General features: G+C 37.2%; 23 protein-coding genes and 1 pseudogene. 12 read left to right on the forward strand and 12 right to left on the reverse strand.

The features are described 5' to 3' along the window. Positions 1 to 131 precede the first annotated feature (131 nt). Positions 132 to 1,097, forward strand: coding sequence for a chorismate-binding protein (locus ACR1PO_RS04675; RefSeq protein ID WP_433986007.1), 966 nt, complete (start codon positions 132 to 134; stop codon positions 1,095 to 1,097). Positions 1,098 to 1,367: 270 nt separating this feature from the next. Here ACR1PO_RS04675 and ACR1PO_RS04680 read toward each other — a convergent pair whose 3' ends face one another. From ACR1PO_RS04680 to ACR1PO_RS04725, 10 genes are all read right to left on the reverse strand, one after another. Continuing rightward, entirely contained in the window at positions 1,368 to 1,568 is a 201-nt protein-coding gene (locus ACR1PO_RS04680) for a hypothetical protein (protein ID WP_002977568.1), read from the reverse strand. A gap of 5 nt (positions 1,569 to 1,573) precedes the next feature. After that, complete coding sequence (locus ACR1PO_RS04685; RefSeq protein WP_374464044.1) at positions 1,574 to 2,176, reverse strand: MarC family protein; 603 nt, start codon at positions 2,174 to 2,176, stop codon at positions 1,574 to 1,576. Between the two features lie 44 nt (positions 2,177 to 2,220). After that, positions 2,221 to 3,936, reverse strand: a complete 1,716-nt coding sequence (locus ACR1PO_RS04690) for a BatD family protein (RefSeq protein ID WP_433986008.1) — start codon at positions 3,934 to 3,936, stop codon at positions 2,221 to 2,223. 23 nt (positions 3,937 to 3,959) lie between these two features. After that, positions 3,960 to 4,703 carry a tetratricopeptide repeat protein gene (locus ACR1PO_RS04695; protein WP_332388066.1) on the reverse strand — a complete coding sequence of 248 codons (744 nt, stop codon included), beginning with the start codon at positions 4,701 to 4,703 and terminating at the stop codon, positions 3,960 to 3,962. Positions 4,704 to 4,802: 99 nt separating this feature from the next. Continuing rightward, on the reverse strand, positions 4,803 to 5,810 hold the full coding sequence (locus tag ACR1PO_RS04700) for a vWA domain-containing protein (protein ID WP_433986009.1): 1,008 nt from the start codon (positions 5,808 to 5,810) through the stop codon (positions 4,803 to 4,805). Beyond that, positions 5,810 to 6,802, reverse strand: coding sequence for a VWA domain-containing protein (locus ACR1PO_RS04705; RefSeq protein ID WP_433986010.1), 993 nt, complete (start codon positions 6,800 to 6,802; stop codon positions 5,810 to 5,812). The genes ACR1PO_RS04700 and ACR1PO_RS04705 overlap by 1 nt, the downstream gene beginning before the upstream one ends. Beyond that, positions 6,795 to 7,691, reverse strand: coding sequence for a BatD family protein (locus tag ACR1PO_RS04710; RefSeq protein WP_332387974.1), 897 nt, complete (start codon positions 7,689 to 7,691; stop codon positions 6,795 to 6,797). The genes ACR1PO_RS04705 and ACR1PO_RS04710 overlap by 8 nt, the downstream gene beginning before the upstream one ends. A gap of 57 nt (positions 7,692 to 7,748) precedes the next feature. Then, on the reverse strand, positions 7,749 to 8,612 hold the full coding sequence (locus ACR1PO_RS04715; RefSeq protein WP_433986011.1) for a DUF58 domain-containing protein: 864 nt from the start codon (positions 8,610 to 8,612) through the stop codon (positions 7,749 to 7,751). A 62-nt stretch (positions 8,613 to 8,674) separates the two neighbouring features. Beyond that, positions 8,675 to 9,133 carry a GNAT family N-acetyltransferase gene (locus ACR1PO_RS04720; RefSeq protein ID WP_433986012.1) on the reverse strand — a complete coding sequence of 153 codons (459 nt, stop codon included), beginning with the start codon at positions 9,131 to 9,133 and terminating at the stop codon, positions 8,675 to 8,677. Continuing rightward, on the reverse strand, positions 9,133 to 10,137 hold the full coding sequence (locus ACR1PO_RS04725) for an AAA family ATPase (RefSeq protein WP_041461642.1): 1,005 nt from the start codon (positions 10,135 to 10,137) through the stop codon (positions 9,133 to 9,135). The genes ACR1PO_RS04720 and ACR1PO_RS04725 overlap by 1 nt, the downstream gene beginning before the upstream one ends. Positions 10,138 to 10,388: 251 nt before the next feature. Here ACR1PO_RS04725 and ACR1PO_RS04730 point away from each other — a divergent pair, with 251 nt between their 5' ends. The 8 genes and pseudogenes from ACR1PO_RS04730 to ACR1PO_RS04765 all read left to right on the forward strand — a co-directional run bounded on the left by ACR1PO_RS04730 (position 10,389) and on the right by ACR1PO_RS04765 (position 18,726). Beyond that, positions 10,389 to 10,859 (forward strand): DinB family protein, encoded by a 471-nt coding sequence (locus ACR1PO_RS04730; RefSeq protein ID WP_002977558.1) that lies wholly within the window; start codon positions 10,389 to 10,391, stop codon positions 10,857 to 10,859. A 30-nt stretch (positions 10,860 to 10,889) separates the two neighbouring features. Then, positions 10,890 to 11,281: pseudogene (locus ACR1PO_RS04735) on the forward strand (four helix bundle protein). Positions 11,282 to 11,359: 78 nt separating this feature from the next. Beyond that, complete coding sequence (gene rlmB, locus ACR1PO_RS04740; protein WP_131435288.1) at positions 11,360 to 12,109, forward strand: 23S rRNA (guanosine(2251)-2'-O)-methyltransferase RlmB; 750 nt, start codon at positions 11,360 to 11,362, stop codon at positions 12,107 to 12,109. A gap of 3 nt (positions 12,110 to 12,112) precedes the next feature. Further along, entirely contained in the window at positions 12,113 to 13,234 is a 1,122-nt protein-coding gene (locus ACR1PO_RS04745; protein WP_433986013.1) for a serine hydrolase domain-containing protein, read from the forward strand. 11 nt (positions 13,235 to 13,245) lie between these two features. Further along, positions 13,246 to 14,295, forward strand: a complete 1,050-nt coding sequence (locus ACR1PO_RS04750; protein ID WP_332387980.1) for a DUF6263 family protein — start codon at positions 13,246 to 13,248, stop codon at positions 14,293 to 14,295. Positions 14,296 to 14,358: 63 nt separating this feature from the next. Beyond that, a complete protein-coding gene (locus tag ACR1PO_RS04755) occupies positions 14,359 to 14,589 on the forward strand; it encodes a hypothetical protein (protein ID WP_332387981.1) in 231 nt (76 codons plus the stop codon). 30 nt (positions 14,590 to 14,619) lie between these two features. Next, on the forward strand, positions 14,620 to 17,160 hold the full coding sequence (locus tag ACR1PO_RS04760) for a YfhO family protein (RefSeq protein WP_433986014.1): 2,541 nt from the start codon (positions 14,620 to 14,622) through the stop codon (positions 17,158 to 17,160). A gap of 252 nt (positions 17,161 to 17,412) precedes the next feature. Beyond that, positions 17,413 to 18,726: a glycosyltransferase family protein gene (locus tag ACR1PO_RS04765; protein WP_433986015.1), complete on the forward strand. Its 1,314-nt coding sequence runs from the start codon at positions 17,413 to 17,415 to the stop codon at positions 18,724 to 18,726. A 66-nt stretch (positions 18,727 to 18,792) separates the two neighbouring features. Here the strand turns inward: ACR1PO_RS04765 and ACR1PO_RS04770 are convergent, their stop codons facing one another. Then, positions 18,793 to 19,434 (reverse strand): hypothetical protein, encoded by a 642-nt coding sequence (locus ACR1PO_RS04770; RefSeq protein WP_332387985.1) that lies wholly within the window; start codon positions 19,432 to 19,434, stop codon positions 18,793 to 18,795. 131 nt (positions 19,435 to 19,565) lie between these two features. Here ACR1PO_RS04770 and ACR1PO_RS04775 point away from each other — a divergent pair, with 131 nt between their 5' ends. Continuing rightward, entirely contained in the window at positions 19,566 to 20,537 is a 972-nt protein-coding gene (locus ACR1PO_RS04775; RefSeq protein WP_433986016.1) for a YpdA family putative bacillithiol disulfide reductase, read from the forward strand. Between the two features lie 77 nt (positions 20,538 to 20,614). Here ACR1PO_RS04775 and ACR1PO_RS04780 read toward each other — a convergent pair whose 3' ends face one another. Continuing rightward, positions 20,615 to 21,793, reverse strand: coding sequence for an MFS transporter (locus ACR1PO_RS04780; protein WP_433986072.1), 1,179 nt, complete (start codon positions 21,791 to 21,793; stop codon positions 20,615 to 20,617). A gap of 293 nt (positions 21,794 to 22,086) precedes the next feature. Here ACR1PO_RS04780 and ACR1PO_RS04785 point away from each other — a divergent pair, with 293 nt between their 5' ends. Then, positions 22,087 to 22,965, forward strand: coding sequence for a helix-turn-helix domain-containing protein (locus ACR1PO_RS04785; protein ID WP_433986017.1), 879 nt, complete (start codon positions 22,087 to 22,089; stop codon positions 22,963 to 22,965). An 89-nt stretch (positions 22,966 to 23,054) separates the two neighbouring features. Continuing rightward, the gene (locus ACR1PO_RS04790) at positions 23,055 to 24,983 is read left to right on the forward strand and encodes an oleate hydratase (protein ID WP_433986018.1); all 1,929 of its coding nucleotides are present in this window, start codon (positions 23,055 to 23,057) and stop codon (positions 24,981 to 24,983) included. The last annotated feature ends 2 nt before the right edge of the window (positions 24,984 to 24,985 follow it).

Consider the following 24,985-nt stretch of genomic DNA (forward strand, 5'->3'; position numbering starts at 1 on the left):
GACTTAAAATAAATTTAAGTCCTTTTTATTTTGACATCTTTAAGACTAGTAATACCTTTGCAGAAAGGAAAACCACATTGGAAATTCTTATACCATTTTCCTCTGATGATTTTCAAAATCCTTCATAACTAATGATTTATTTCAAACTTCCTTTCGACGAAAAACTCCTGACTGCTGATAAAAAAAACACTCAAAATGCAGTCAACTTTTTTTCCTACAACGGCTCAGACCAGATCATCTTCCATGGAGATATTATGGATGCATCTACGGAATTTTCTCTCAGTTCCGTTACAAATGAAGATCTTATAAACGATTTAACAAATTTTACCGCTGAAACGGAAGAAGAATACTGCGCAACATTGCAGGAAGTGATTAAAGTGATTAAAGAAAACAATCTGCCTAAGCTTGTTTATTCCAGAAGAAAAATATTTACAGACTTTACAGTAATCGATTATAAAGAAAGTTTTAAAAATGTATGTGATTCTTATCCCAATGCTTTCAGATATCTGTTTAATGACGGGCAAAATGCATGGATGGGAGCTTTTTCGGAAGTATTAGGTAAGTTTAATAAAAGAACCTATGAGTTCGAGACCATGGCTCTTGCAGGTACCTTACCTGTATCAGAAGAGTGGTCTGAAAAAGAAATTGAAGAACAGAAACCGGTTACTACCTACATTCAGGACATTCTTAAAAACTATTCTAAGGATGTAAAGCAATCGGAAACGTATGATCACATTTCAGGAAATATCAAGCATTTACGGACAGATTTTAAAACCAGTATAAAGCCTGAAGATCTAGACAGCATTATCAGTGACCTTCACCCTACTCCCGCTGTCTGTGGAATTCCAAAAGATTTTTGTAACGAGAATATCCGTAAGTATGAAAAATTTCCACGGGAATTCTATGCTGGCTATATTAAGGTTGAAACCGAAGAAAGCATCTTCTACTTTGTGAACCTGCGCTGTGCAAGGCTTTATAAAAACGCTGTGCATATTTTCGTGGGAGGAGGAATTACAGCTCAGAGCACCCCGGAAAAAGAATGGAGAGAAACGGAGCTGAAATCTGAGGCAATAGTAAAAAATCTGGTTATTTCATAGAATTTTGTGAACTTGCATGATATTCATAAGTTTTGGCTAAAGCCAATTGAAATCATATGTTTTGTTTAAACGGGCTAAAGCCCGTTTCTATTGAATTAATCACATTAATGGTTTGATACAAATGAAATCTAATCGCAACCTATTACCTATTACCTATTACCTATTACCTATTACCTATTACCTATTACCTATTACCTAATCCCTGCTGCCTAACAAAACAAAAACCTCCTTCAAAAGAAAGAGGTTTATATCTATATTGAAATATTCAATTTATTTCTTTACACCGATTCTGCTCCATGTATCCATTACAAAAAGCAGGATAAGTCCTAATCCTGCAGCAGCAGCTGAGAATACAAACTTCAGGTTATCTTCATCTCCTAAGATATCTGTTGTCTGCCAGTTGATAGCATAAAGATTGATGGCGATGAATACGATAAACAGTACTAAAAATACTTTATAAAACTTCTTCATGACTCTTAAAAATTAATATAATTCTGCACCAGCTGGGCAAAATTTGCGGTGAATAATTTAATTGAAATTGCCAAAAGGATGATTCCGAAAACTTTCTGCAGGATCATCAAAGTAGCATCCCCGATTTTTCTTTCCAACCATTTCGCTGATTTCAGCACCAAATATACGAAAATTGTATTAAGAATAATTCCGCAGATAATATTTATATCATGAAATTCAGCTCTAAGAGACAGTGCGGTAGTCAGGGTTCCTGCCCCTGCAACCAGCGGAAATGCGATGGGTACGATAGATGCGGCCTTTGCTTCAGTTGTTTTATTAATTTCAATTCCCAGAATCATTTCCAGGGCTATGACAAAAATCACAAAGGCTCCGGCAATAGCAAAGGAATTTACATCAACCCCGATAAGTTTCAGAATCTTGTTTCCTACGAAAAGGAAAATGATCATAATAGCCCCGGCAGTGATTGCAGCCCTTCCGGCTTCAATCTGTCCGAATTTCTGCTGAAGGCTTACTATAATAGGAACTGAGCCGATAATATCGATAACGGCAAAAAGAACCATAAAGCTGGTAACAATCTCTTTAAAAGAGAAACCATCAAAAATTTCCATCTCTTTGTAATTAAAAATTTCGCAAAAATATGAAAATAAACTGATTATTTGCTAATTTGTGAATATAAATTAACAATTGTTTTCAAAAGTTCTTCAAGAGCTTCAGAAGATTTTACAGGATTGTATTTTTCCATCTGAACTTTTTGCTGCAACTTACCATATTCTTCTGCTATGGAAGACCCTTTATGTGTTTCAAGAAAAGCCCTGAACTCCGAAGCAGAGCCTTTGAAATATTGGCTTCTCACTTCTTCATCCAATTCTTCCAGGGTAACAAAGAACTTCTCATACTCTCCGTTATCTTTAAGATTTTCCAGATATCCGAAATAATCATTGATATCTGTTTTCATCAATTCCCGGATTTCTTTTTCTGTTTCCGCCACTGAGCCTAAGGGTTTTGATGGTACATTTTCCCTAACTAATGTACGTTTTTTTTGCCAATTTTTAAATAACAGATAAGCAACAAACAAGCTTATCAGAATAGCAATATTTGTCAGAAGAATATTCCAGTGAAACTTGTTCTTTTCCTTTACCTTGAATGAAGTGGTCTTTAAAACAGGTGTGTTTACCGTCTCGAGAAGGTTATTGGTATATTCATTTACCTTTTCTACGGTAGAACGGGCTTCCAAAATCTGATCGTGAGAAAATGCATTCAGATCCAGTGTTTTTTGTCCCAGATCTACATATTCTTTATTGGCAGGATTGAAGAAGGCAAACTGTTCTGTTTTAATGGATATGGCCCCTGCTTTTTTTGGAATGATAACATAATTAGCTAAGATCTCTCCTTTCATTCCTGCAGTTCCGGGAGCAACGTTAGAAGTAATTTTAGGAGCAAAGACTTCATAATCCGGAGAGGCAGCAATTTTTGGAAGTTCCATATCCGGTAAATTACCTTCACCTGAAACTTTTACTACTACATTCAGAGGTTTTCTTGCTTCCGGCTTTTCTTTGGAAGCGTTATATACGTTTACATTAAAGTTACCCACAGCATTTTTAAAGCATTCAGGAGCTCCTTCAGGAAGCTTTCTTACATTAATCTTAACTTTATTGGAAACAATTTTAGTTTTATTTGAATAGGTGCTTACTGATGCTGTTACTCCCGGAACCTCCACATATCCTGCTTCATTTGGGAATACCATGAACATCGCCAGAACCTGTGAAGGCATATTTCCATATCCTGACGGATCTATCTCAGATTTATCAAAATTGATGGGATGCACATTGATATTATCCTGTTGCGGAAGATGGATATTTTTCACCTTTCTCAGGTTATCTATGTTTTTTGAATATACTCTCAGTACCGCAACAGTTGGCTGATCCTGATATACATCCCTGTCATCAATCTCCATATTGAGGTAAACATCATTGGATGTATTGGCAGCCAATGATCTTTTGTCAACAATATCACGGATATTGACATCAAAAGGTTCTGTTTTATAAATTCTGTTGTTTACCGTAACCAGCACAGAACCGATTTTTATTTTCCCTTTTTTCTTAGGTTCAAGGGCAATTCGGGATACTTTTTGGGTAATGAGCGTATTGGTGGCCGGATCGATCACAGTATTGGTAACAGATCCGCTCCCTATGATATTAAATTTTGAAAGATCCGGAAGCTGTAAACCTGTCTGCTGTACAAGATCACTTCCGTTAAGTTCAAGAACAATAGTAAGATTGATGATATCTTTACCCCCATACTCAGATTTATCTGCATCCATAGAAAGATTTACCTGTCCGTAAGTAATTACGGACGCTAGGGTAAGCAATATGTAAATCAATTTGTGCTGCATCACCAATCTTTCTCGTTGCTTTCAGGCATCGAATAAGAATTTTTGTTTAAAATTCTTCTGGCGGTTTCTTTTTCTTTTTCGTTTATTTTATCTAAGATCGCATTTTCAAGATTCTTCGGCATTCTGCCTTCGTTATTCTGATTCTGCTTAGGATTGTCGCCCTGGTCACTTTTGCCTTCATTCTGAGGGCCGTTACCCTGATCCTGTTTTTTGTCTTTGTCGCCTTTCTGATCGTCACCTTTATTCTGATCATTTCCGCCGCCGCCTTTTCCTGAGTTGTTCTGTTCGTTTTTTTGTTGTTGTTTTTCTTTTTCTTTCAGCTTGGCAATCTCATAGTTTTTTCTGGTTACCTCGCTGTAGGGATCCTGCTTCAGGGCCTTCTTATAATAATCAGCAGCTTTTTCCGGCTGGTTCATCTGCATATAAGCATTTCCCAAATTATGAAGGGCAGCAGTCTTATCAGGAAGTGTCTGTGAAAGTTTTTCTGCTTTTTCAAACTCTGCTTTTGCTTCTTCGTATTTTTTACTTTTATATAGAGCATTCCCCATGTTATAATGAGCGGTAAAATCTTTGTCGTTTGATTTTATCGCTTCCATGTATTTGGAAGAAGCTCCGTCATAGTCTTTACCGTCAAATTTCTGGTTCCCTTCATGGATTAAATTTCTGTAGTTTTCCTGCCCAAACAGGAAGCCTGAGAAAGAGAAGGCAACAATAAACGATAAAAATATGATTTTAGTATTCATCACTTGCAAAATTATTCCTTTATATGTTAAGAAACAGAGTTTTATTTGTTAAAATTCGGTTAAAGTACTTGTAGAATTTCTTCTATATAAAGAGGAAATCTACACATTAAAGTCCTTTTTAGGATTAAAAATATAAATTAAAAAGAAAAACAGCATAGATACTGCAAGAAAATATTGATAGTAATGATTCGCATTCTGTGATTTCACCATGGTTTCAGCACCTGCCGATTTCTTATTTACAGCTTCTGCTATTCTGTCCGGGGCTTCATTGATATTATTTCCGTCAATATAAGTCCCGTCTGTAGATTCAGCCATTTTCTTTAAAGCCTCCGTCTGCCTCTTTGAAATTACTGTTCCGCCATTAACATCAGTCTTGTAACCCATCAGCTGTCCAAAAACGTATTCCGGAACCGGCGCACCTTCATCAGTACCAATCCCGACGGAAGTAATGCTCACTCCTTCTTTATTTGCTAATCGTATAGCGGCATTATCATTTCCTTCATTATCCTCACCATCACTTAACAGAACAACTTTTCTGGACCCTTTGCTTACATTTTTAAACTTTTCAACCGCTGCCTGCATTCCCTTCAGAAAATCAGTTCCCTGAATCTGCATGGAGCTTGTCTCAATACCGCTGATATAGGTTTCTGCTGAATTATAATCTGTGGTAAGAGGCATTATCGACATTGCATTTCCGGCAAAAATGACAATACCAATTTTGTCATTATTCATTTTCTTCATGGCAGCCATCATCAGATTTTTAGCTTCTGCAAGACGGCTTGGGTCTATATCCTCTGCGTTCATAGAATTGGATACATCCAGCATAAAAATCACATTGTTCAGTTTCTGGGTACTTTTCACTTCTTCTGAACCATTCAGAAGATCAATGATAGAGAATATCAGAAATAATGTTGCCAATAAATACAATGCAGGAAAATACTTTGTAAATCCTGATTTCTTTTCAAATAAGTTTTCATGAAACTGACTGGCTGCAAAAATTTCTCTTTTTTTATTTCTCCATTTTAAAAACCGGATCAAAAAGGAAGCTAACAGCGGCAGAAGCAACAGTAAAAATAAATACCAATAATTTCCTAAAGACCAACTCATCAGCTTAAAATTTTATAAAACACCCATCTTAACAATGCATCCAATACCAGCATTCCTAAAGCAATCCAGAGAAATATCTTAAAATATTCTTCATAATTGTAAAGCTTGGAAACTTTCACATCAGATTTTTCCAGCTGGTTAATTTCATCGTATACTTCTTCAAGACTGCTGTTTGAGGTAGCTCTGAAATACTTCCCTCCTGTAGTCTGTGCAATCTCTCTCAATGTATTTTCATCAATCGTTACCTCTGTTTCAGTAAAGATAAGATCTCCGAAAATGTCCTGCGATGTTGGCATCAGGGCATAACCATTGGTCCCGATTCCGATTGCATATACCTTTATATTATTATTTTTTGCCAGTTCGGCAGCTACCTGCGGAGGAATTGCATTCTGAATATTACTTACTCCATCCGTCATCAGAATGACTACTTTACTTTTAGCCTTACTTTTTACCAGGTGGTTTACGGCAACAGAAAGACCTTCTCCAATCGCTGTACCTGGTTCAAGACCGGCAGAATTAAGATTTTTAATCTCATCAATAACAACCTGATGATCTGAAGTAACAGGAACTTTGGTAAATGCCTCCGCAGCATACGCTACAACTCCTATCCTGTCATTGGGACGTTTCTGAACAAATTTTACAGCAATATCTTTCAATGCAGTGATACGATCGGGACTTAAATCCTTTGCGAGCATACTTAAAGAAACATCAATAGATAACATAATATCTACTCCTTTTGTATCATCCCTGTCCTGCGAAATCGTAAATGTTCTCGGCCTTGCCATTGCAATAATCAAAGCTGAAAGAATAATATACTTCGAGATTTTCAATAAAAAAAGTACACCCTGGATACCACCGCTGTGATCCATGTTTTTTATCGTAGGTACCTTTATGCCTTTTCTTTTCTTTTTCCCGATATCTTTAATCAAAAGCGGGATAAACAGCAAAAAAAGCAGTAAAAACCACGGGCTGTAAAACTCAAAATTAAACATCCTTTCTTAAGTTTTCGAATTCAAGATCTTTGGATGATCTTTTCACAAAATCCCTGATATTGGCAAAATCTCTCTCCATGGTCTCCTGATCAGGAAAAGTTTTGGCAAATTTCACAAGATCTCCCCTCTGGAATACATCTTCCACAATTTTTTCGTTGTCCTGGGAGATTGTGTTATTCTTTTTCATGACATCAATAAGATCATCTGTAAGAAGGACATCTGCCGGAAGATGGTATTGTTTTGTAATGAAGTTTCGGGAAATATCAATCAGTTCCACATAAAAGGACCGAAAGTTTCCGCCTTCAATATATTTTTTCTTTTTAAGCGAGTCAAGTTCTTTTAAAGTCTGATTGGTGGCTACAACAGGGGAACTTTTGGATTTCCTGCCCCATTTTACAAACATGATAATGGCAATAATTATTGCAATACCAGCCAATGCTGCCAGAATATAAAACTTATAAAGCTCCCAATAGTCCTGCGGTTCAAGCTTCACCTCCTTATTCTTCATGATATCATTAATCTGATCAGCTTTCTGAGCAGTATTAATGACATCTATTTCATAAGGAATCGTTTTAAGGATTTTATCCCCCACTTTGAATTCCAGTTCCGGAATGGTAAATTTTCCTTCGTCAAAAACAGCAAATTCTATTTTTCTTTCATAGCTATTGGCAGATTGCCCGATGCTGTCTTTGATTTCCTCAAAATGAAAAGGGAGCAGCTCATTTTTCGGAGCTGAAGTAACCTGCTGCCCGCTAAGGTTATCAATCTTTATCGTAATATGATTGGTTTCTCCCAGAGCAAGCGTTTTCTTTTCTACGTTAGAGGATAATATCTGTGAAAAAACATTCGCACAGACCAGAAAAGATAATATTAAAAGTATTTTTTTCAATGTTAAAATAATAAAGGCAGCTGCCTCATTTTTTTTAGTTATGGGTCAAACCCGATGTTATTTTTTCTGAAAGTAATTATACAATAATTTTGAATAATCTGAACCGGTAATGATATTCATAAAACCTGCAGAACTGTTGGCAAAGTCTTCCTCCAGAGCTCTCAGTTTTTGTTTCTGAGCTTCCGCGAAGGTATACCGCCATCTTGCACTGGAAGTATTGGCCCAGATTTCCTTTCCTGTTTCTGCATCATGTAAAAGAGCATATCCTACGTCAGGAATTTCATTATCCTTTTCATCATAAATCCTCATTCCCAGCAGCTGGTGTTTCTTTGAAGCCACTCTCAGCATTTTGGAATCATAAGCATCTTCAAAGTCTGAAAATAAAAATACCAGAGATTTCCTTTTAAATATTCCCATCATATATTCCATTGCTTTGTCTATTTTAGATTCCGCAGGGACATAATCTGCAGTGAGAATATTACTGATAATGGAAAGAATATGCTTTCTTCCTTTTTGAGGAGGAATTACTTTATATACTTTATCAGCAAATAAGATCAACCCTACTTTATCATTATTACCTGCAGCTGAAAATCCTAAACTGGCGGCAATTTCTGCCACATATTCTCTTTTGAGCTGAACTTTCGTTCCGTAATCCATGGAAGCGGAAATATCAACGAGAATCATCATCGTCAGCTCTCTTTCTTCTTCCATCACTTTTACGAACGGCTCACGGAAACGGGCGGTTTTATTCCAGTCGATTCTTCTGATCTCATCTCCAAACTGATAAGGACGCACTTCAGAAAAAGTCATCCCCTGCCCTTTAAAAGCACTGTGATATTGCCCCATCAAAGCAGCTTCCGTCTTTTTTCTGGTCCGGATTTCAATCTGCTTTACTTTTTTTACAATATCTTTTATCTGCATAGACAAGTTTAAGGTTTAACATTCAAAGTTTAATATTCGAGTTTCGGGATCCGGGTTTTGGGTTAATCTTTAAACTCAATGGATACGTTCGACCACTCGTTGTCAAACTTCGTACTGTATTTTTTATAAAAATTGATAGCGGGCTCATTCCAGTTCAGTACCTGGAACACCATTCCGCTGTAATTATTTGATTTTCCATGTTCCAGTGTAGCATCAAACAGTTTCTTTCCGATCTGCTTTCCTCTCAGTCTTTCCGTTACTACAAGGTCTTCAAGATACAGCCTTCTCCCCTTCCATGTTGAGTATCTGTCATAATACAATGATATCCCGACTATTTCTCCTTCATATTCGGCCACAAAAGCTCCCCAAACCGGAGAAACACCAAAACCATCTTCAATAAATTCGTCCAGCGTCACCGTCACCTCATGCAGCGCTTTTTCATATTCTGCCAGTTCTCTGATTAAATCCAGCATAGGAGCACAGTCAGCTATGACTGCTTTTCTGATAATTACCTCACTCATTACGGCGCCTGGATTTTTGCTAAGATTCTGTTGATAATTTCTTCTGTTGAAATCTCTTCGGCTTCAGCTTCGAATGTTAACCCCATTCTGTGTCTCAATACATCTTTTGCCAACGCCTTTACATCTTCAGGAATTACAAATGCTCTTCCTTTTAAGAATGCATAGGCTCTTGAAGCAATAGCAAGATTAATGGATGCCCTTGGTGAAGCTCCGAAACTGATATAATTTTTAAGTTCGGAAAGACCGTAGTTTTCCGGATAACGTGTAGCAAATACCATATCCAGGATATATTTTTCAATTTTCTCATCCAGATAGATCTGGTTGATCAATTCTTTAGCATCTACAATATCCTGAAGGGAAATAACCGGTTTCACAGTCGGCTGATGTGAAGTTGAAACCATTCTCATCACCTGTCTTTCATCTTCAAAAGCAGGATAATCGATCGTACATTTCAGCATGAAACGGTCGCTCTGTGCTTCAGGGAGCAGATAAGTTCCTTCCTGATCAATCGGGTTTTGGGTTGCCAGTACCAGAAATGGCTTTGGCAGCTTCATGGTTTCATCACCAATGGTTACCTGTTTTTCCTGCATTACTTCCAGAAGTGCCGACTGTACTTTGGCCGGCGCACGGTTAATCTCATCTGCCAGTACGAAGTTCGCGAATACAGGACCTTTTTTTATAGAAAAGTCATTGTCTTTGATATTATAAATCATGGTTCCCACTACGTCCGCAGGAAGTAAATCCGGTGTAAACTGAATCCTTGAAAACTCTCCGTGAACAGCATCTGCCAATGTTTTTATCGCTAAGGTTTTAGCCAGCCCGGGTACCCCTTCAAGAAGAACGTGCCCGTTTCCTAAAAGCCCAACCAAAAGACGGTCTACCATGTATTCCTGTCCAATAATAACTTTATTGATTTCCTGTCTCAGAAGAGAAAATAAGTAGTTTTTTTCTTTTACTTTTTCCGTCAATTGGCGGATATCTTCAGCTTGATATATCTCTGACATAGCTTGATTTAAAATAAGTGGTAAATTTCTGATAAATACTTGCATTAATCAACATAATAAATGCCATTTTTGAGTTAAAGTTTGTTAAAAATTCCCGTATTGATGCAAGGTAACGAATTGCTGAAGGCTTAAAACTCAATAAGATTATCCTTTTTTTTCATAAAAATATATAAATTTTGCTTTAATCACCTGTTCAAAAATTGTCATTTCCAGTTTATTAAACTATTTTTGGTGATTAAAAATTCTGCAAAATGAATTATCATTTTCAAGCACACAGGCAGGTAAGAAAAAACCTTTTAGATATCCTCCAGAACACATCCCATGAAGATCTGATTCTGATTCCGGATGGCTTCAACAACAATATTTACTGGAATATTGCACACACGGTTGCCACACAGCAGCTGCTGCACTATTACCTGAGCGGAAATCCGTTCCGTATTGATAAATATTGGATTGAAACCTATAAGAAAGGAACTTTACCCAATTTAAATGTTCAGAAATCAGAAGTGGAAGATCTGGAATTTTTACTTACAGAAACTTCCAAAATTTTAATGAAGGATTATGACAGTGATTTCTTCTCAGATTATACCCCTTACACCACAAGTTTCGGGATGGATCTGAAAAGCATTCAGGATGCCATTATCTTCAACAACATGCATGAAAGCCTTCACTACGGATATGTGATGGCACAGAAAAGAGCAATTTTAGGAGAGAAGTATTAGTTCTTAGTTTAAAGTTTAAGGTTTAAGGTTATGGGAACCATTAATAGATTTGAGGATTTAGAGATACGGAAATTATCCCGACAACTTTATCATGAGATTTATGAAATTATTGAATCTACCAATCTTAAAAACAATTTTAAACTTTGTAATCAAATCGATGGATCTTCAGGACCAGTAATGGATAATATTGCTGAAGGATTTGAAAGAAACGGAAACAAGAATGTATACAATTTCTTTCTATTGCGAAAGCTTTCTGTGGAGAAACCAGATCACAACTGTATCGGGTTTTTGACAGAAGTCTTATTTCGCAGGAAAAATTTGAAACATTAATTGAGCAAACTGAAACGTTAAGTAAAAAGATCAGCTCTTTTATAAAATATTTAAATACAACAGATTTAAAAGGAACAAAGTACAAAAATTGAATTTCAAAACTTTAAACATTAAACTTTGAATTTTGAACTTTAAACATTGATCCTTAAACATAAAATTTTGACAACTCAATGAAAGACGATTTTATTTTCGGGCTGCGTCCCGTGATTGAAGCAATTGAAGCGGGAAAAACGATTGACAAGATCTTTGTGCAGAATGCACTTCAGGGTCCTATTTATGCTGAATTAAAAGCCATTTTAGCGAAAAATAAAATCCGTCCCAATTATGTTCCGGTTGAAAAACTGAACCGTTTTACCAGAAAAAACCACCAGGGTGTGGTTGCTTTTATTTCGGATGTACCGTTTCATAAAGTGGAGGATATTGTTCCGCAGTTATTTGAACAGGGAAAAACACCTTTTCTTTTAATTCTGGACAGACTTACTGATGTAAGAAACTTCGGGGCGATCTGCAGAACTGCGGAGTGTGTGGGTATTGATGCGGTGATCATTCCTGAAAAAGGCGCTGCTCCTATTAATTCTGACGCCATAAAAACTTCAGCAGGCGCTATCTATAATATCAAAATATGTAAGGAAAACAATCTGGCACACACAGTAGATTTCCTTCAGCAAAGCGGTATTTCAGTGTATGCGGCCAGTGAAAAAGCTCAGAAATTAATCTATGATGTGAATATGACTGAGCCTTGTGCTATCGTGATGGGAAATGAAGAAACCGGAATTTCCAAAGAAGTATTGCATCATGCTGATGAAAAAATAAAACTTCCAATTGAAGGCAAAACCCAATCTCTGAATGTTTCTGTAGCTTGTGGAGCGATTTTGTATGAAGCGGTAAGACAGAAAATGGCTGTGATACCCAATCCATAAACCATGAAAATACAATCACTTTTACCCTTATTTTTTGCTCCGTTTATTTTTAATGCACAGACCAAAGAAATAGCCACAGATAACCTTCTTACAACTGATCTTGATAAGATGGTTCAGAAAGAAGCTCTCGCGTATATGCAGGATCCTGCACGTGTAGGTCTTTCAATAGGTGTTTTCAAAGATGGTAAAAGTTATTTTTATAATTATGGAACAACGGAAACAGGAAAACAGGAACTTCCAACTTCCAAAAGTCTGTACGAGATTGCATCCATCACCAAAACATTTACCGGAACTCTTCTGGCTCATGCTTTAGTGGATAATAAAATCAAAATGAATGATGATATCCGTAAATATCTGGGCGGAAATTATCCTAATCTTGAATTTGGAAAGCATCCGATAACGATTGGCAACCTTACCAATCACTCTTCGGGGCTGCCACAGTTTTTACCGGATCAGTCACAGACCTTCCAAAAGCCGATGGACTCAGTGGCGATACTGCTGTCCGATTTTTATAAAAACTATTCAAAGGAGAAGTTTTATGAAGATCTGCATCTGGCAAAATTGGATTTTGTTCCGGGCTTAGAGTATAAATATTCCAATACAGGAACGCAAATTGCAGGAGATATCCTGGAAAAAGTATACCATAAAAGCTATACAGATCTCCTTTCAGAGTATATTACGAAGCCTTTGAAAATGAATCAGACTATTGTTGGTACGAATTCTGCACAACGATTGACCGGTTACAACGAAAAAGGAAAGGTAATGCCCAGGAATTTCACCACTATTTTCGCTCCGGCCGGAGGAATTATATCTACTACGGAGGATCTGGTGAAATACATGCAGTACCATCTGGATGAAAGTAATAAGTACGTGAAAACATCCCATACTCCTTTTGTAAAAAATGAAGAAGATGCCATTGGATTATATTGGAGATTACATACCTATGAAGACGGAACCCAAACCGTTTATCATACAGGAGGTACATTTGGCTTTTCAAGTGTGCTTCAGATTTATCCGTCAAAAAACATGGGAGTCGTAGTGCTTTCCAATGAGTCGGATGCAGAATCACAGGGAAAACTGCATGATATTGCAGATAATTTATTAAGAAACAGTAGTAAAAAATAAAGTTAAAATTAATGAGAAACATTGCAGCGCTTGCGCTTATATCATCAATAGCTCTTGTATCTTGTAAAAAAGAAACAGCAAAAATAACGAAAGTAGATCCTAAAACAGGAAAAACGGTAACTGTAGAAGTTCCTGCTGATTCAGTAGCGAAAGTTTCAGAAAATCCTGCTATCAAAGATTCTGCAGGTGTTATCACACAGACTTTTAAGCTGGAAAAAGGAAAGACATATCCTCTTACCACATATCAGAGAGATGTAAAAACAATGACAGATCCTCAGGGAAAATCTATCACTGCAACCAGCGAATCCACAGATGAGATGAACTTCGTGGTGGATGATATTAAAGGAAATGTATATGAAATGACCCTTAACCTTGTAGCCAAGAGAAGTTCTCAGTCTGCACAGGGAAAAACTGTAGTAGTGGATACTAAACTTCCTCTTCCTAAAGAAGATGAACTTAAAATGATCTGGAATGTCAACAAAGCACTTACCGGAAACAAACTTCAGATGAAGATGGATACCAAAGGGAATGTAATTTCTATTACAGGATTTGATGCTGTTTACACAAAAGTAGGCAACGCGGTAGGTACACTGATCAAAGACGCCAATGAAAAAGCAAGTGTAGTAGCAAGCCTTAAACAGTCATTCAACGAAAAAGTACTGAAAGATCAATTTCACAAAAACCTGATGATTATTCCTAAAAAAGGAGTAAAAATCGGAGAAAAGTGGTCTACTTCTGAAAATGCTGACGCTAGCGGAGCAGTAAAGGTAACCTCCAATTATGTATTGAAAAGCTTAGGAAACGGAGCTGCAGAAATTGCGGTAACAGGAGGGATTCCCAAGAAGACAGAAAAGAAAGCTCAGGGACCAATTACACACAGTCTGAGCAGTGAACTGGTTCAGAACGGAACCATTAAGTTTGACGAAAGCACAGGATGGATTACCAACCAGAATATCAACGTAAAAACAACTCAGATAGAAACCATTTCAGATGGAAAACAGTCTCAGTCTATGAAAAGCGTTTCCAATTCTTCAGTAATGGTCAACCCATCTGCCAAATAACTTGAATAAACATTCAGTGTTTAAAATATAACTTTTAAACACTGAACTTTAAACAAAAAAATTATGAAGTACATTCTTGAGTTAGTACTCACTGCCATTATTATTTTCTTTGTTTGGAATATCCTGAAAAGAATTTTCTTTAAGACATTTTACAGCTATCGCTTCAACAATGAAAACCAGAATAAAAGACAGCAGGACATACACAACTCGAATAAGAATAGCAAACAGAACCTTAACTGGGATGCAGAAACTGTAGACTACGAAGAGGTAAAGGAGAGTAATGACAAAAGGTAAAATTCCAAGAAATAAAAGATAATAACCAGCATGGCAAAAAATAAAAACTTAATTTATATTGCAGTTTCATTAGTAGTATTTATAGTTTTAGCATTTTTATATTCCACTCCTGTATTTTCAGGGAAACAGCTTTTCCAGCATGACATCGTGCAGTACAGAGGAGGCGCAAAAGAACTGCTTGATTATAGAGCCAATACCGGAAATGAAACCTATTGGAGTGACTCCATGTTTGGCGGAATGCCAACTTATCAGATGGGAAGCCAGTTCAAGGGTGATATCATCAAAAAAATTGACAGCAATCTGAATTTCATGCCAAGGCCGGTCAATTATCTCTTCCTGCTGTTTGCAGGTTTTTTCCTTTTGGGAATGGTAGTGGTCAGAAACTGGAAGTACGCTCTCCTGGGAGCTACATTCTTCGGACTTTCGACTTATTTTTATATTATTATCGCAGCCGGACATAATGGTAAAGTAAATACCATTGAATATTTCGCACCGCTGTTGGCCGGAATTTTACTGGTTTATATCAGAAAACAATACATCTGGGGATTCATTGTAACGACCCTTTTTATGGGACTTCAAATCGCTGCCAATCATCCGCAGATGACGTATTATCTGTTCCTTGCTCTGGGATTCTTATTCCTTTCTGAACTGATCAGAGCCATTCAGAAAAAAACTCCGATGAAGCACTTCCTTATTTCATCAGGAATTATTGCGGCAGCATGTGTTATAGGAGTGGGTATGAATTCGCAGAGGATTATGGCCAATTCGGAATATGTAAAAGAAACCGTTCGTGGAAAGCAGATCCTGGATAATGACAGCCATACTTCAGGAAAATCCGGAATGGATAAAGAAAGCATGCTGATGTGGAGCTATGGACGACTGGAAACTTTAAACCTATTCATCCCAAGATTAATGGGTGGTGGAAGCCAGGAGCCTGAGGGAAAACAAATCATGAACAGAGTGCAGGAACTGGTTCAGGAAAATGTAGGGTCACAGGCTGAAATGGACAGAATTTCCAAAGGTTTCAGTGGGGTAACTTACTGGGGAGACCAGCCGGGAACATCAGGGCCTGCTTACCAGGGAGCGATTGTGTGTTTCCTTGCTTTATTAGGATTCTTTTTTGCCTGGAAAAAATACCGTTACTGGATTCTAGGAGCTTCTATCCTGACTATTTTACTGGCCTGGGGAAGTAACTTTATGCCGTTGTCTGATTTCTTTATCGACTATGTGCCGTTCTATAATAAGTTCAGAGCTCCTTCTTCAATCTTAGTTGTAGTAGAGTTATTATTCCCATTAATTGCCATTCTGGGATTATACAGATTCTTTACGGATGAAAAACTGACTGAAGAGTACAAACAGAAAATCCTTCTTTACGTAGGAGGAGGAACTTTAGGCTTTTTATTGATTCTTTTAATCTTTGGAAAGTCATTACTGGGCTTTGCTACAGAAAACGAAAAAACATATTTCCCTCCTTTCCTGCTCGATTATCTTGTAGATGAAAGATATAAACTGTTCAGAATAGATGCGATAAAAGCATTCATTTATGTGGCGATTACTGCTGCTGCATTATTCCTGACTTTAAAGAAAAAGCTTAATCAGAATATTGCTTTGGTTATCATCGGAGTTGTAAGTTTATTTGATCTTTGGAGCGTAAACAAGCGCTATTTAAATGATGAAAATTACGTAGATAAAATCTTTGCTGAAAATCCTTTCCAGACAGAGAGCTCAGATCTGCTGGCGGAAAAAGTGCAGGGAAATCCTAATCTGGAATCTATTTTATCCAATGTCAACATCAACAAAACATTGGAAACCATCGCTGAAAAAGATAAAACTCACTACAGAATTTACAACCAGACGCTGGGTGTAACCAGTGAAACCAATACATCTTATTTTAAAGCCTCTATCGGAGGTTACCACGCTGTAAAACTAAGAAGATATGATGACGTACTGAACGAATATATCAATAGCATCGACAGTGTAAAAACACCTAATGTATTAAACTTACTGAATGCTAAGTACATGGTTTTCGGAGGTCCTGACCAGCCACAGGTTGTTCCTAATCCAAAAGCCAACGGAAATGCATGGTTTGTAAGCGATTTAAAGTTTGTGGATAGTCCTAACCAGGAAATTAAATCTATTGGAACAATTGATAACAAAAAAACAGCTGTCATTGCTTCATCTGACAAATCATATTTTGATAACAAACCGGTTCAGGCAGATTCTGCAGCATATATCAATCTTACTAAATACCAGCCGAACGAACTTGAATTTAAATCTCAGTCGAAGACACCTCAATTGGCAGTATTCTCTGAAGTGTATTATCCTCACGGATGGAAAATGTTTGTAGATGAAAAAGAAGTTCCTTACATCAAGGCAGATTACTTGCTTCGTGCCGTGCATGTTCCTGCAGGAAACCATCATATCAGAATGGTATTTGAACCTGAAGTGATTGAAAAAGGAAAATGGCTTTCTCTTCTTTCATTCGGATTATTTATCCTGTTGGCTGCATTTGGAATTTTCTGGATGAACAAAAACAGGAAAAAAGAAATTGCTGCTGAACAAAACGCTTAAACAATAAAAATAATGTTACGCAATGTCTTTCTGATGAAGCATAGCGTAATGGAGAATCTCAAATGAAAACGTTGGGCACTCATCATTACTACGTTTATATACTGACTGATAAAATAAAAACAGTATTATATACAGGACAGAAACTTAATTAATGGATTCAATCCGGATTGGAAATTTCTCAATGAAGAGATAGAGTGAGATTCTTCACTGCGCTTCGCTGCGTTCAGAATAACAAAGACCATTAAATTAAAAATGGAACAGAAAAAAATACTGATTATCACCTATTACTGGCCTCCTGCGGGAGGTCCTGGTGTTCAAAGATGGCTGAAGTTTGCAAAATATCTGCCGGAATTCGGCTGGAAACCTATCATCTACACCCCGGAAAACCCAAGTTATCCATTGCTGGATGAAACCCTGATGAAAGATGTTCCTGAAAATATTGAGATCGTAAGAACCAAAATATGGGAGCCTTATCAGCTAGCTGAAAAGCTGAATAAAAGCAACAAAAAATTTAAGGCCGGACAGTTTGATGTCGGAAAAAACCAAAGCTGGAAATCCAAACTTTCAATCTGGGTAAGAGGTAATTTTTTCATTCCTGATGCCAGGGTTTTCTGGGTAAAACCTTCCGTTAAATTCCTGGAAAAATACCTGAAAGAAAATAATATCGATACGATTGTAACCTCAGGTCCTCCCCACTCTCTTCATCTGATTGGTTTAGGTCTCAAAAATAAACTACCGGATCTTAAATGGATTGCTGATTTTCGTGATCCATGGACAGAGATTTCTTATTATAAGCATTTGAAATTAACCAAAAGTTCGGATAAAAAGCACCGTCAGCTGGAAAGTGCGGTATTTAAGAATGCGGATATTACCTTAGCGACAAGTTATACTGATGCCGAAAACTTCAGGAAAGCGGGAGCCAATGCTTTTTGTATCACCAATGGATTTGATGAAAGTGATTCTGGTAAAAAAGCAGAAGGACAAAATAGCGAAAAGGCAAATTTGCAAATTAGACAAGTATTTACTCTAAGTTATATTGGGGTTCTTGAGCAGCTCCGAAATCCGGAGAACCTTTGGAAAGCACTGGATGAGCTTATCAGGGAAAATACTGAATTTGCAGCTGACTTCAAATTGAAATTCGTAGGGAGAATAGATGATAAAATATTACATTCTATCGAAAATACAAGCCTTAAAAATCATATTGAGAACCTTGGATATCTTGCTCATGGAAAAGCCGTAGAGGAAATGCAGCATTCTGATATGCTTCTTATTACCAACTTTCCGAATGAGTCTTCAAAAGGTATCATCCCCGGAAAGATATTTGAATACCTGGCTTCCGGAAAGCAGATCCTTTCATTTGGTCCGGACAAGGCTGATGTTGCCAAAATCCTGGAAGAAACCCAGGCAGGAAAACATTTCGGTTATCAGGACACAGAAATAGTCAAGAGATTTATTCAGGAAAAATTCAACCTTTGGAAAAGTGGCGCTCTTCTTGAAAACACTCAGCATATTGATCAGTTCTCAAGAAGAAATCTGACCCGCCAACTGACTGAAGTTTTGAAATAAATAAAAAAGAGGGGGAGTTAGAAGCTGGAAGCCGGAAGTTTACATGCCACTTCTGACTTCTAACTTCTATACCGTCCACTGGTCATTTATAACAGCAACCAGATAATATTTACCCTGAAATTCTTCAAATACAAAACGTAGTGTTTTCCAATCCATATTACCGGATTTTTCGGTTCCTTTGATATAATTTTCTGTGAAATCATATTTAGGATATATTTCCTTTAAATTATTCAGGGAATTACCACTTCCGATGAATTTATTCAATGAATATTGTGATACTGTAAAATCTTTAGAAAAAACCCATTTACTCAAATAATCATTGATCGTTGCCTTATAAGGATCTCCGGAACCATCGTGCGCTCCCCAGGTAAACAAAGTTTTGGTAGGCTGATATTTTTCAAAATCTGCTTTGGAAAAATGTTTGTCTTCTTTCAGATTAACGAAAGCATACATTGAAAAACGGATTCCTTTCTGTGGGTGAATCAACGAAGCAAAAGCGGTGTAATCTTTATTCTTCAGTGCCTTCAAAGCTTCATCGTTGGTCTGCTTTAAAGCGGCTTCTTTATCAGCACTATTCTGAACCGTACGTGCACTGTCTGTTTTATTTTGTGCGATGGAATCTATTTCGTTCGGAACAGGTTTTCCAGCTTCTTTCTTACAGGCTACAACAATACTCATAACGAATACAGCAATCAGTAATTTTTTCATATTTAAGATTTTGCAATTGGTAGAAAACACCAAATCTGATGCCAAGGAGCAGATGATGTAAAGAGATAAAGACTATGAGAGTTGAGTTGTTTCGGCTTCTCATTTTAAAAATTACATCGTACATTTGTTAGATGGAAATGTTGGATATTCTGATTATCGGGGCCGGACCCATAGGTTTGAACTGCGCCCTTGAAGCTCAAAAAAACAATCTTAATTATGTAATCATAGAAAAAGGAACTATTGTCAATTCTCTTTACAATTATCCTTTGTACATGCGCTTTTTCTCTACTGCTGAAAAGCTGGAGATTGATGAGATTCCTTTTATTTCTACCGCTCCCAAACCAGGAAGGCAGGAAGCACTGGAATACTATCAGGGAATTGCCAGGCAAAAAAAACTGAATATCAACCTGTATGAAAAAGTTCTGAATGTCTCGAAAAAAGATGAAATATTTGAAATCAGGACTTCCAAAGCAACCTACCGAGCCAAAAATGTGGTCATCGCTACCGGGTTTTATGATATTCCAAACCTTATAAATATTCCGGGAGAAAGTCTCCCGAAAGTCAAACATTATTATACCGAACCTTACCCTTATGCAAGACAGAAAATTGTGGTGGTGGGATCCAGTAATTCTGCTGTAGATGCAGCGTTGGAAACGTACAGAAAAGGAGCTGAAGTTACCATGATCATCCGTCATGCTGAGATTTCAAAAAGTGTAAAATACTGGGTAAAACCGGATATTGAAAACAGAATTGCAGAGGGCAGTATTAAAGCCCATTTCAATGCAGAAATGATCGAAATTAAAGAAAATACGGTAGTTTTTAAAGATGAAAAGGAAGAAATTCATGAAATTGATAATGATTTTGTTCTGGCCATGACAGGCTATCTTCCCGATTTTGAATTTCTTAAAAACTCAGGAATTGAACTCAACGGAGACTGCCTGAATCCTTTTTACAATCCTGAAACCATGGAAACCAATATTTCCAATCTCTATCTTGCGGGAGTTGTTTGCGGAGGGAAAGATACTCATTTATGGTTTATTGAAAACTCCAGAATTCATGCAAATATGATCATCAATACGATTCTTTCAAAATCTTTATCGTAAATGGTTTGTAAATAGTAAAAAAGATGCGGGCAATTTCTACGAAATTGCCCGCATCTTTTGGTTTAAAAATAAAAGCGCTATATCATCTCTTCTTCCTTATTTTTATCTTTAAGCATCCATGGGATAATAAAATAGAAACCAATGGCAATAGCCACGGCCAATACTCCGGTTCCAATCCACAATGCATTGAAGCCTAGTTTTTCCGCTATCAGTGTTCCTATGTAAGGGGTGACGATAAATGCAATGGAAAAAGACATTCCGTTCAGCCCCATATAAGCACCTTTATTGTTCTCCCCTGAACGTAATGCTGTAATGGTTGACATAAAAGGAAGTGTCCATATTTCTCCCACACAAAGTAAGGTCATAGACAGGACAAGTGTAATCATACTGTAATCAAAAGCAAGCATGGCATAAGAAAATCCGCACAGGAAAGTTCCTATCAGCATTGTAAAAGCTAATGTAAAATACTTCTCAGCAATCTGTACCAGCCCCATTTCAAGCAGTACGATCAGAAAACCGCTGTATCCCAGGATATATCCGATATTCTGCTGGCTAAGATGAGCAGTATCCTTATAAAATATTGTCAGTGTGCTGAACAGCTGGAAAAAGCATATGGAAAACAGCATACAGAAGGCACAGTAAATCAAAAATTTACCATCCCGGTATGGAGAGCTTTCTTTTTTAATCACAATTGCCTCTTTTACTTTTTTTGCCTTCTGTTTAGCTAATCTTGCCCGGTCTTTAAAGAACCAGATGTACATCAGCCCTGCCAGCAAAGCGGCCAGTGCATTACTGAAAAACAGAAACTCATAAGAAATAGCCGATAAAATGCCTCCCAATGCGGGTCCGATGGAAAATCCCAGATTGACAGCCATTCGGTTCAGTGAAAAAGCCCTCGTAATATTTTCAGGTTTTGCATATTTTGTAATGGCTACCGAGTTGGCCGGGCGGAATGTTTCACTTACAATACTCTGAGCCAAAATAATTCCTGCCAGACCAGCTTCTGTTGTAAAAAGCGGAATCAGGCAGAATAAAGGAACGCTGAGCAGCAGACTCAGGCTCTGTACCCTGTACTCACCGATTTTATCAGTGATCATTCCCCCCAGCCACGATCCGATAACCGAACCTATTCCGAAAAAGCTCAGTACAATTCCTGAATTTTCAATACTGAAATGCAAATGATTCGTCATATAAACTCCCAGAAACGGAAGTACCATAGAACCGGCCCTGTTGATGAGCATTACCAACGCCAGCATCCAACTCTCCTGCGAGAGTCCTTTGAAAGAACTCGTATATACGCTAATTAATCTCACAATAATATTTGGGGTGTAATTTGAAAATGCAAAATTAGATAAAATAACTCAAAAGCCCTTATTTAAACCTTTTTTTAATAAACATATTCATAAAACCATTTAACATGACCGTCTGAAATAATTTTTAGCACATAAAGACCCAAATACTTTTATAAAAAACGTAAATTGCAGTAATAACAGAAGTTTTAAACTAAAACTTATTAAAAACACAATAAAAATTTAATCAATACGTAAGAATGCTTACCTACGAAAATTTACATGATACCTTATCTTTTTACAGTATTGATTGCTGCCAATCCTACTATATTTCCTCCGGGAAACCGATTTTCAAATTTCCGAAGTCTCCTTTCAGAATGGATTATTATGCCCTGTGCATTTGTACTGCAGGGGAAATCAATATTGAGATAGACCGCCAGAAATACCGGGTAGATGCTCACAGCTTTTTAATAGCTGCGCCTTCTACAATTGTGAAATTTGGAAAGGTAAGTGACGATTTTACGATGAAACTGCTATTCTTTGACAAAAATTTTTTGATTAAAAATATTTCCAATCCTTTTATCATTGAAAAAATGAATCTTTTTTCCAAAGGTTCATACAGCATTGTAAAGACCACTGCAAAAAATTCTTTATTGCTGCAGAACCTTCTGGATTATCTTGACAAAAAATCCAAGAAACAGGGTAAATTCACTGAAGAAATTATCCGTACCATTATTTTCAATCTCCTGCTGGAGACTGCTGAGATTATGGAACAGGAAAATGCTTCAAATCCGGAAAAGGAAGAAGGAAAAAAAGACCTTTATCTGAAATTCGGTAAACTGATCCGTGAAAATATCACCAGGGAACGGACGGTTCAGTTTTATGCGGATCAACTTCATGTTTCCAATAAATACCTCATCGAAATCATTAAGAAAGCAAGCGGAAAAACACCTCATGAGGTTATTGATGAAGCGCTGCTGAAAGAAGCTTACGTCATGCTTGGAAATCCTGAGGTCACCATATCGGAGATCGCCTTTGAACTTCAGTTTAATTCAGCATCGGCTTTCGGCCGCTTTTTCAAAAAGCACACTACACTTTCTCCTTCAGAATATAGAATTAAAGAAAATATCCAGTCATAAGAATTTGGGGATAATAATTCTGAACTTGAGGATATATATCGCGTTCTGAATAGAGGTACCTTTATATTGTTAATTAAAAACAATAAAAGATGAGTACGATCAATTCAAAATTTGATAAAGTTTTAAATGCCTCTGACCAGTTTGGAAATGTAAACCACGAACCGGATTCAAGCAAAGAAGTACAGATTAACACTCCTGAAAAAACGATGCCTTTCTCCGATCAGATCGGAAACTATCAACGTAATAAAGGAATTCCTTTACAGTCTTACGAAAACAGTAAAATCTATATTGTAGGAAGCGGAATTGCCGGGATGTCAGCCGCTTACTATTTCATTCGTGATGGCCGTGTACCCGGCAAAAATATCATTTTCCTTGACCAGCTGAATGTTGAAGGCGGATCTCTGGATGGAGCCGGTAACGCAAAAGATGGTTACATCATCCGCGGGGGAAGGGAAATGGACATGACTTATGAAAATTTATGGGATATGTTTCAGGATATTCCTGCTTTGGAGCTTCCTGCACCTTACAGTGTATTGGATGAATACCGTCTTGTTAATGACAATGACCCGAATTATTCTAAAGCAAGACTCATTCATAATCAGGGACAGATCAAGGATTTCAGTAAGTTCGGACTTGAGAAAAAAGATCAGCTGGCCATTGTAAAGCTCCTGTTAAAGAAAAAAGAAGAGCTGGACGATCTTACTATTGAAGATTATTTTTCTGAATCTTTCCTGAACAGTAATTTCTGGTTCTTCTGGCGTTCTATGTTTGCCTTCGAAAACTGGCACAGCTTACTGGAACTGAAACTTTATATGCACAGGTTCCTTCATGCCATTGACGGAATGAAAGACTTCTCATGTCTGGTATTTCCAAAATACAACCAGTATGACACGTATGTAACTCCATTAAAAAACTTCCTGATAGAAAAAGGGGTACAGATTCAGTTTAATACCCTTGTAAAAGATCTCGATATTCATATTAACACGGAAGGAAAAACCGTAGAAGGAATTATTACTGAGCAAAACGGAGAAGAAGTAAGAATACCGGTTGGTAAAGAGGATTACGTTATTGTAACTACCGGATCTATGACCGAAAGTACCTTCTACGGTGATAACAATACTGTTCCTGAAGTAACAATAGATAACAGCAGTGCAGGACAAAGTGCCGGATGGAAACTATGGAAAAACCTTGCCGCAAAATCTCAAGTATTCGGAAAACCTGAAAAATTCTGTAGCCATATTGAAAAATCTTCCTGGGAATCCGCAACCTTAACATGCCGTCCTTCTGCTTTCACAGAGAAACTGAAAGAACTTTGTGTGAACGATCCTTATTCAGGAAGAACCGCTACAGGAGGTATTATTACCATTACAGATTCCAATTGGGTAATGAGTTTTACCTGCAACAGACAACCACACTTCCCTACTCAGCCTGATGATATCCTTGTAGTTTGGGTATATGCTTTACTGATGGATAAAGAAGGTAATTATATCAAAAAAACTATGCCTCAATGTACCGGAAACGAAATTCTTGCGGAGTTATGTTATCACCTTGGAATAGCAGACCAGCTGGATAATGTTACAGAAAATACAATTGTACGTACAGCATTCATGCCTTATATCACGTCTATGTTTATGCCGAGAGCGATGGGAGACCGCCCGAGAGTGGTTCCTGAAGGATGTACCAATCTGGGTCTTGTAGGACAGTTTGTAGAAACCAATAATGATGTGGTCTTCACGATGGAAAGTTCTGTAAGAACTGCGAGAATAGCCGTTTACAATCTTCTGAACCTTAACAAACAGGTTCCTGACATCAATCCGTTACAGTATGATATCCGACATTTATTAAAAGCGACTCAGGCTCTGAATGACTATAAACCTTTCTTAGGAGAAGGAATATTAAGAAAAATATTAAAAGGAACTTATTTTGAACACATTCTGGTAAACCGTCCTGATGAAAAAGAAGAGCATGAATCTTTCTTAACCAGATTTCAGGAATGGGTAAAAGGAATAAAAGACTAAAA

Source organism: Chryseobacterium amylolyticum (assembly GCF_051011775.1).
Lineage (GTDB): Bacteria > Bacteroidota > Bacteroidia > Flavobacteriales > Weeksellaceae > Chryseobacterium.

Excerpts from the sequence above, each read along its gene's own strand:
- ACR1PO_RS04675 (WP_433986007.1), top strand. The coding sequence starts at position 132 with ATGATTTATTTCAAACTTCCTTTCGACGAAAAACTCCTGACTGCTGAT.
- ACR1PO_RS04680 (WP_002977568.1), bottom strand. The coding sequence starts at position 1,568 with ATGAAGAAGTTTTATAAAGTATTTTTAGTACTGTTTATCGTATTCATC.
- ACR1PO_RS04685 (WP_374464044.1), bottom strand. The coding sequence starts at position 2,176 with ATGGAAATTTTTGATGGTTTCTCTTTTAAAGAGATTGTTACCAGCTTT.
- ACR1PO_RS04695 (WP_332388066.1), bottom strand. The coding sequence starts at position 4,703 with ATGAATACTAAAATCATATTTTTATCGTTTATTGTTGCCTTCTCTTTC.
- ACR1PO_RS04700 (WP_433986009.1), bottom strand. The coding sequence starts at position 5,810 with ATGAGTTGGTCTTTAGGAAATTATTGGTATTTATTTTTACTGTTGCTT.
- ACR1PO_RS04705 (WP_433986010.1), bottom strand. The coding sequence starts at position 6,802 with ATGTTTAATTTTGAGTTTTACAGCCCGTGGTTTTTACTGCTTTTTTTG.
- ACR1PO_RS04715 (WP_433986011.1), bottom strand. The coding sequence starts at position 8,612 with ATGCAGATAAAAGATATTGTAAAAAAAGTAAAGCAGATTGAAATCCGG.
- ACR1PO_RS04720 (WP_433986012.1), bottom strand. The coding sequence starts at position 9,133 with ATGAGTGAGGTAATTATCAGAAAAGCAGTCATAGCTGACTGTGCTCCT.
- ACR1PO_RS04725 (WP_041461642.1), bottom strand. The coding sequence starts at position 10,137 with ATGTCAGAGATATATCAAGCTGAAGATATCCGCCAATTGACGGAAAAA.
- ACR1PO_RS04730 (WP_002977558.1), top strand. The coding sequence starts at position 10,389 with ATGAATTATCATTTTCAAGCACACAGGCAGGTAAGAAAAAACCTTTTA.
- rlmB (WP_131435288.1), top strand. The coding sequence starts at position 11,360 with ATGAAAGACGATTTTATTTTCGGGCTGCGTCCCGTGATTGAAGCAATT.
- ACR1PO_RS04745 (WP_433986013.1), top strand. The coding sequence starts at position 12,113 with ATGAAAATACAATCACTTTTACCCTTATTTTTTGCTCCGTTTATTTTT.
- ACR1PO_RS04750 (WP_332387980.1), top strand. The coding sequence starts at position 13,246 with ATGAGAAACATTGCAGCGCTTGCGCTTATATCATCAATAGCTCTTGTA.
- ACR1PO_RS04755 (WP_332387981.1), top strand. The coding sequence starts at position 14,359 with ATGAAGTACATTCTTGAGTTAGTACTCACTGCCATTATTATTTTCTTT.
- ACR1PO_RS04760 (WP_433986014.1), top strand. The coding sequence starts at position 14,620 with ATGGCAAAAAATAAAAACTTAATTTATATTGCAGTTTCATTAGTAGTA.
- ACR1PO_RS04765 (WP_433986015.1), top strand. The coding sequence starts at position 17,413 with ATGGAACAGAAAAAAATACTGATTATCACCTATTACTGGCCTCCTGCG.
- ACR1PO_RS04770 (WP_332387985.1), bottom strand. The coding sequence starts at position 19,434 with ATGAAAAAATTACTGATTGCTGTATTCGTTATGAGTATTGTTGTAGCC.
- ACR1PO_RS04775 (WP_433986016.1), top strand. The coding sequence starts at position 19,566 with ATGGAAATGTTGGATATTCTGATTATCGGGGCCGGACCCATAGGTTTG.
- ACR1PO_RS04780 (WP_433986072.1), bottom strand. The coding sequence starts at position 21,793 with ATGCTGGCGTTGGTAATGCTCATCAACAGGGCCGGTTCTATGGTACTT.
- ACR1PO_RS04785 (WP_433986017.1), top strand. The coding sequence starts at position 22,087 with ATGCTTACCTACGAAAATTTACATGATACCTTATCTTTTTACAGTATT.
- ACR1PO_RS04790 (WP_433986018.1), top strand. The coding sequence starts at position 23,055 with ATGAGTACGATCAATTCAAAATTTGATAAAGTTTTAAATGCCTCTGAC.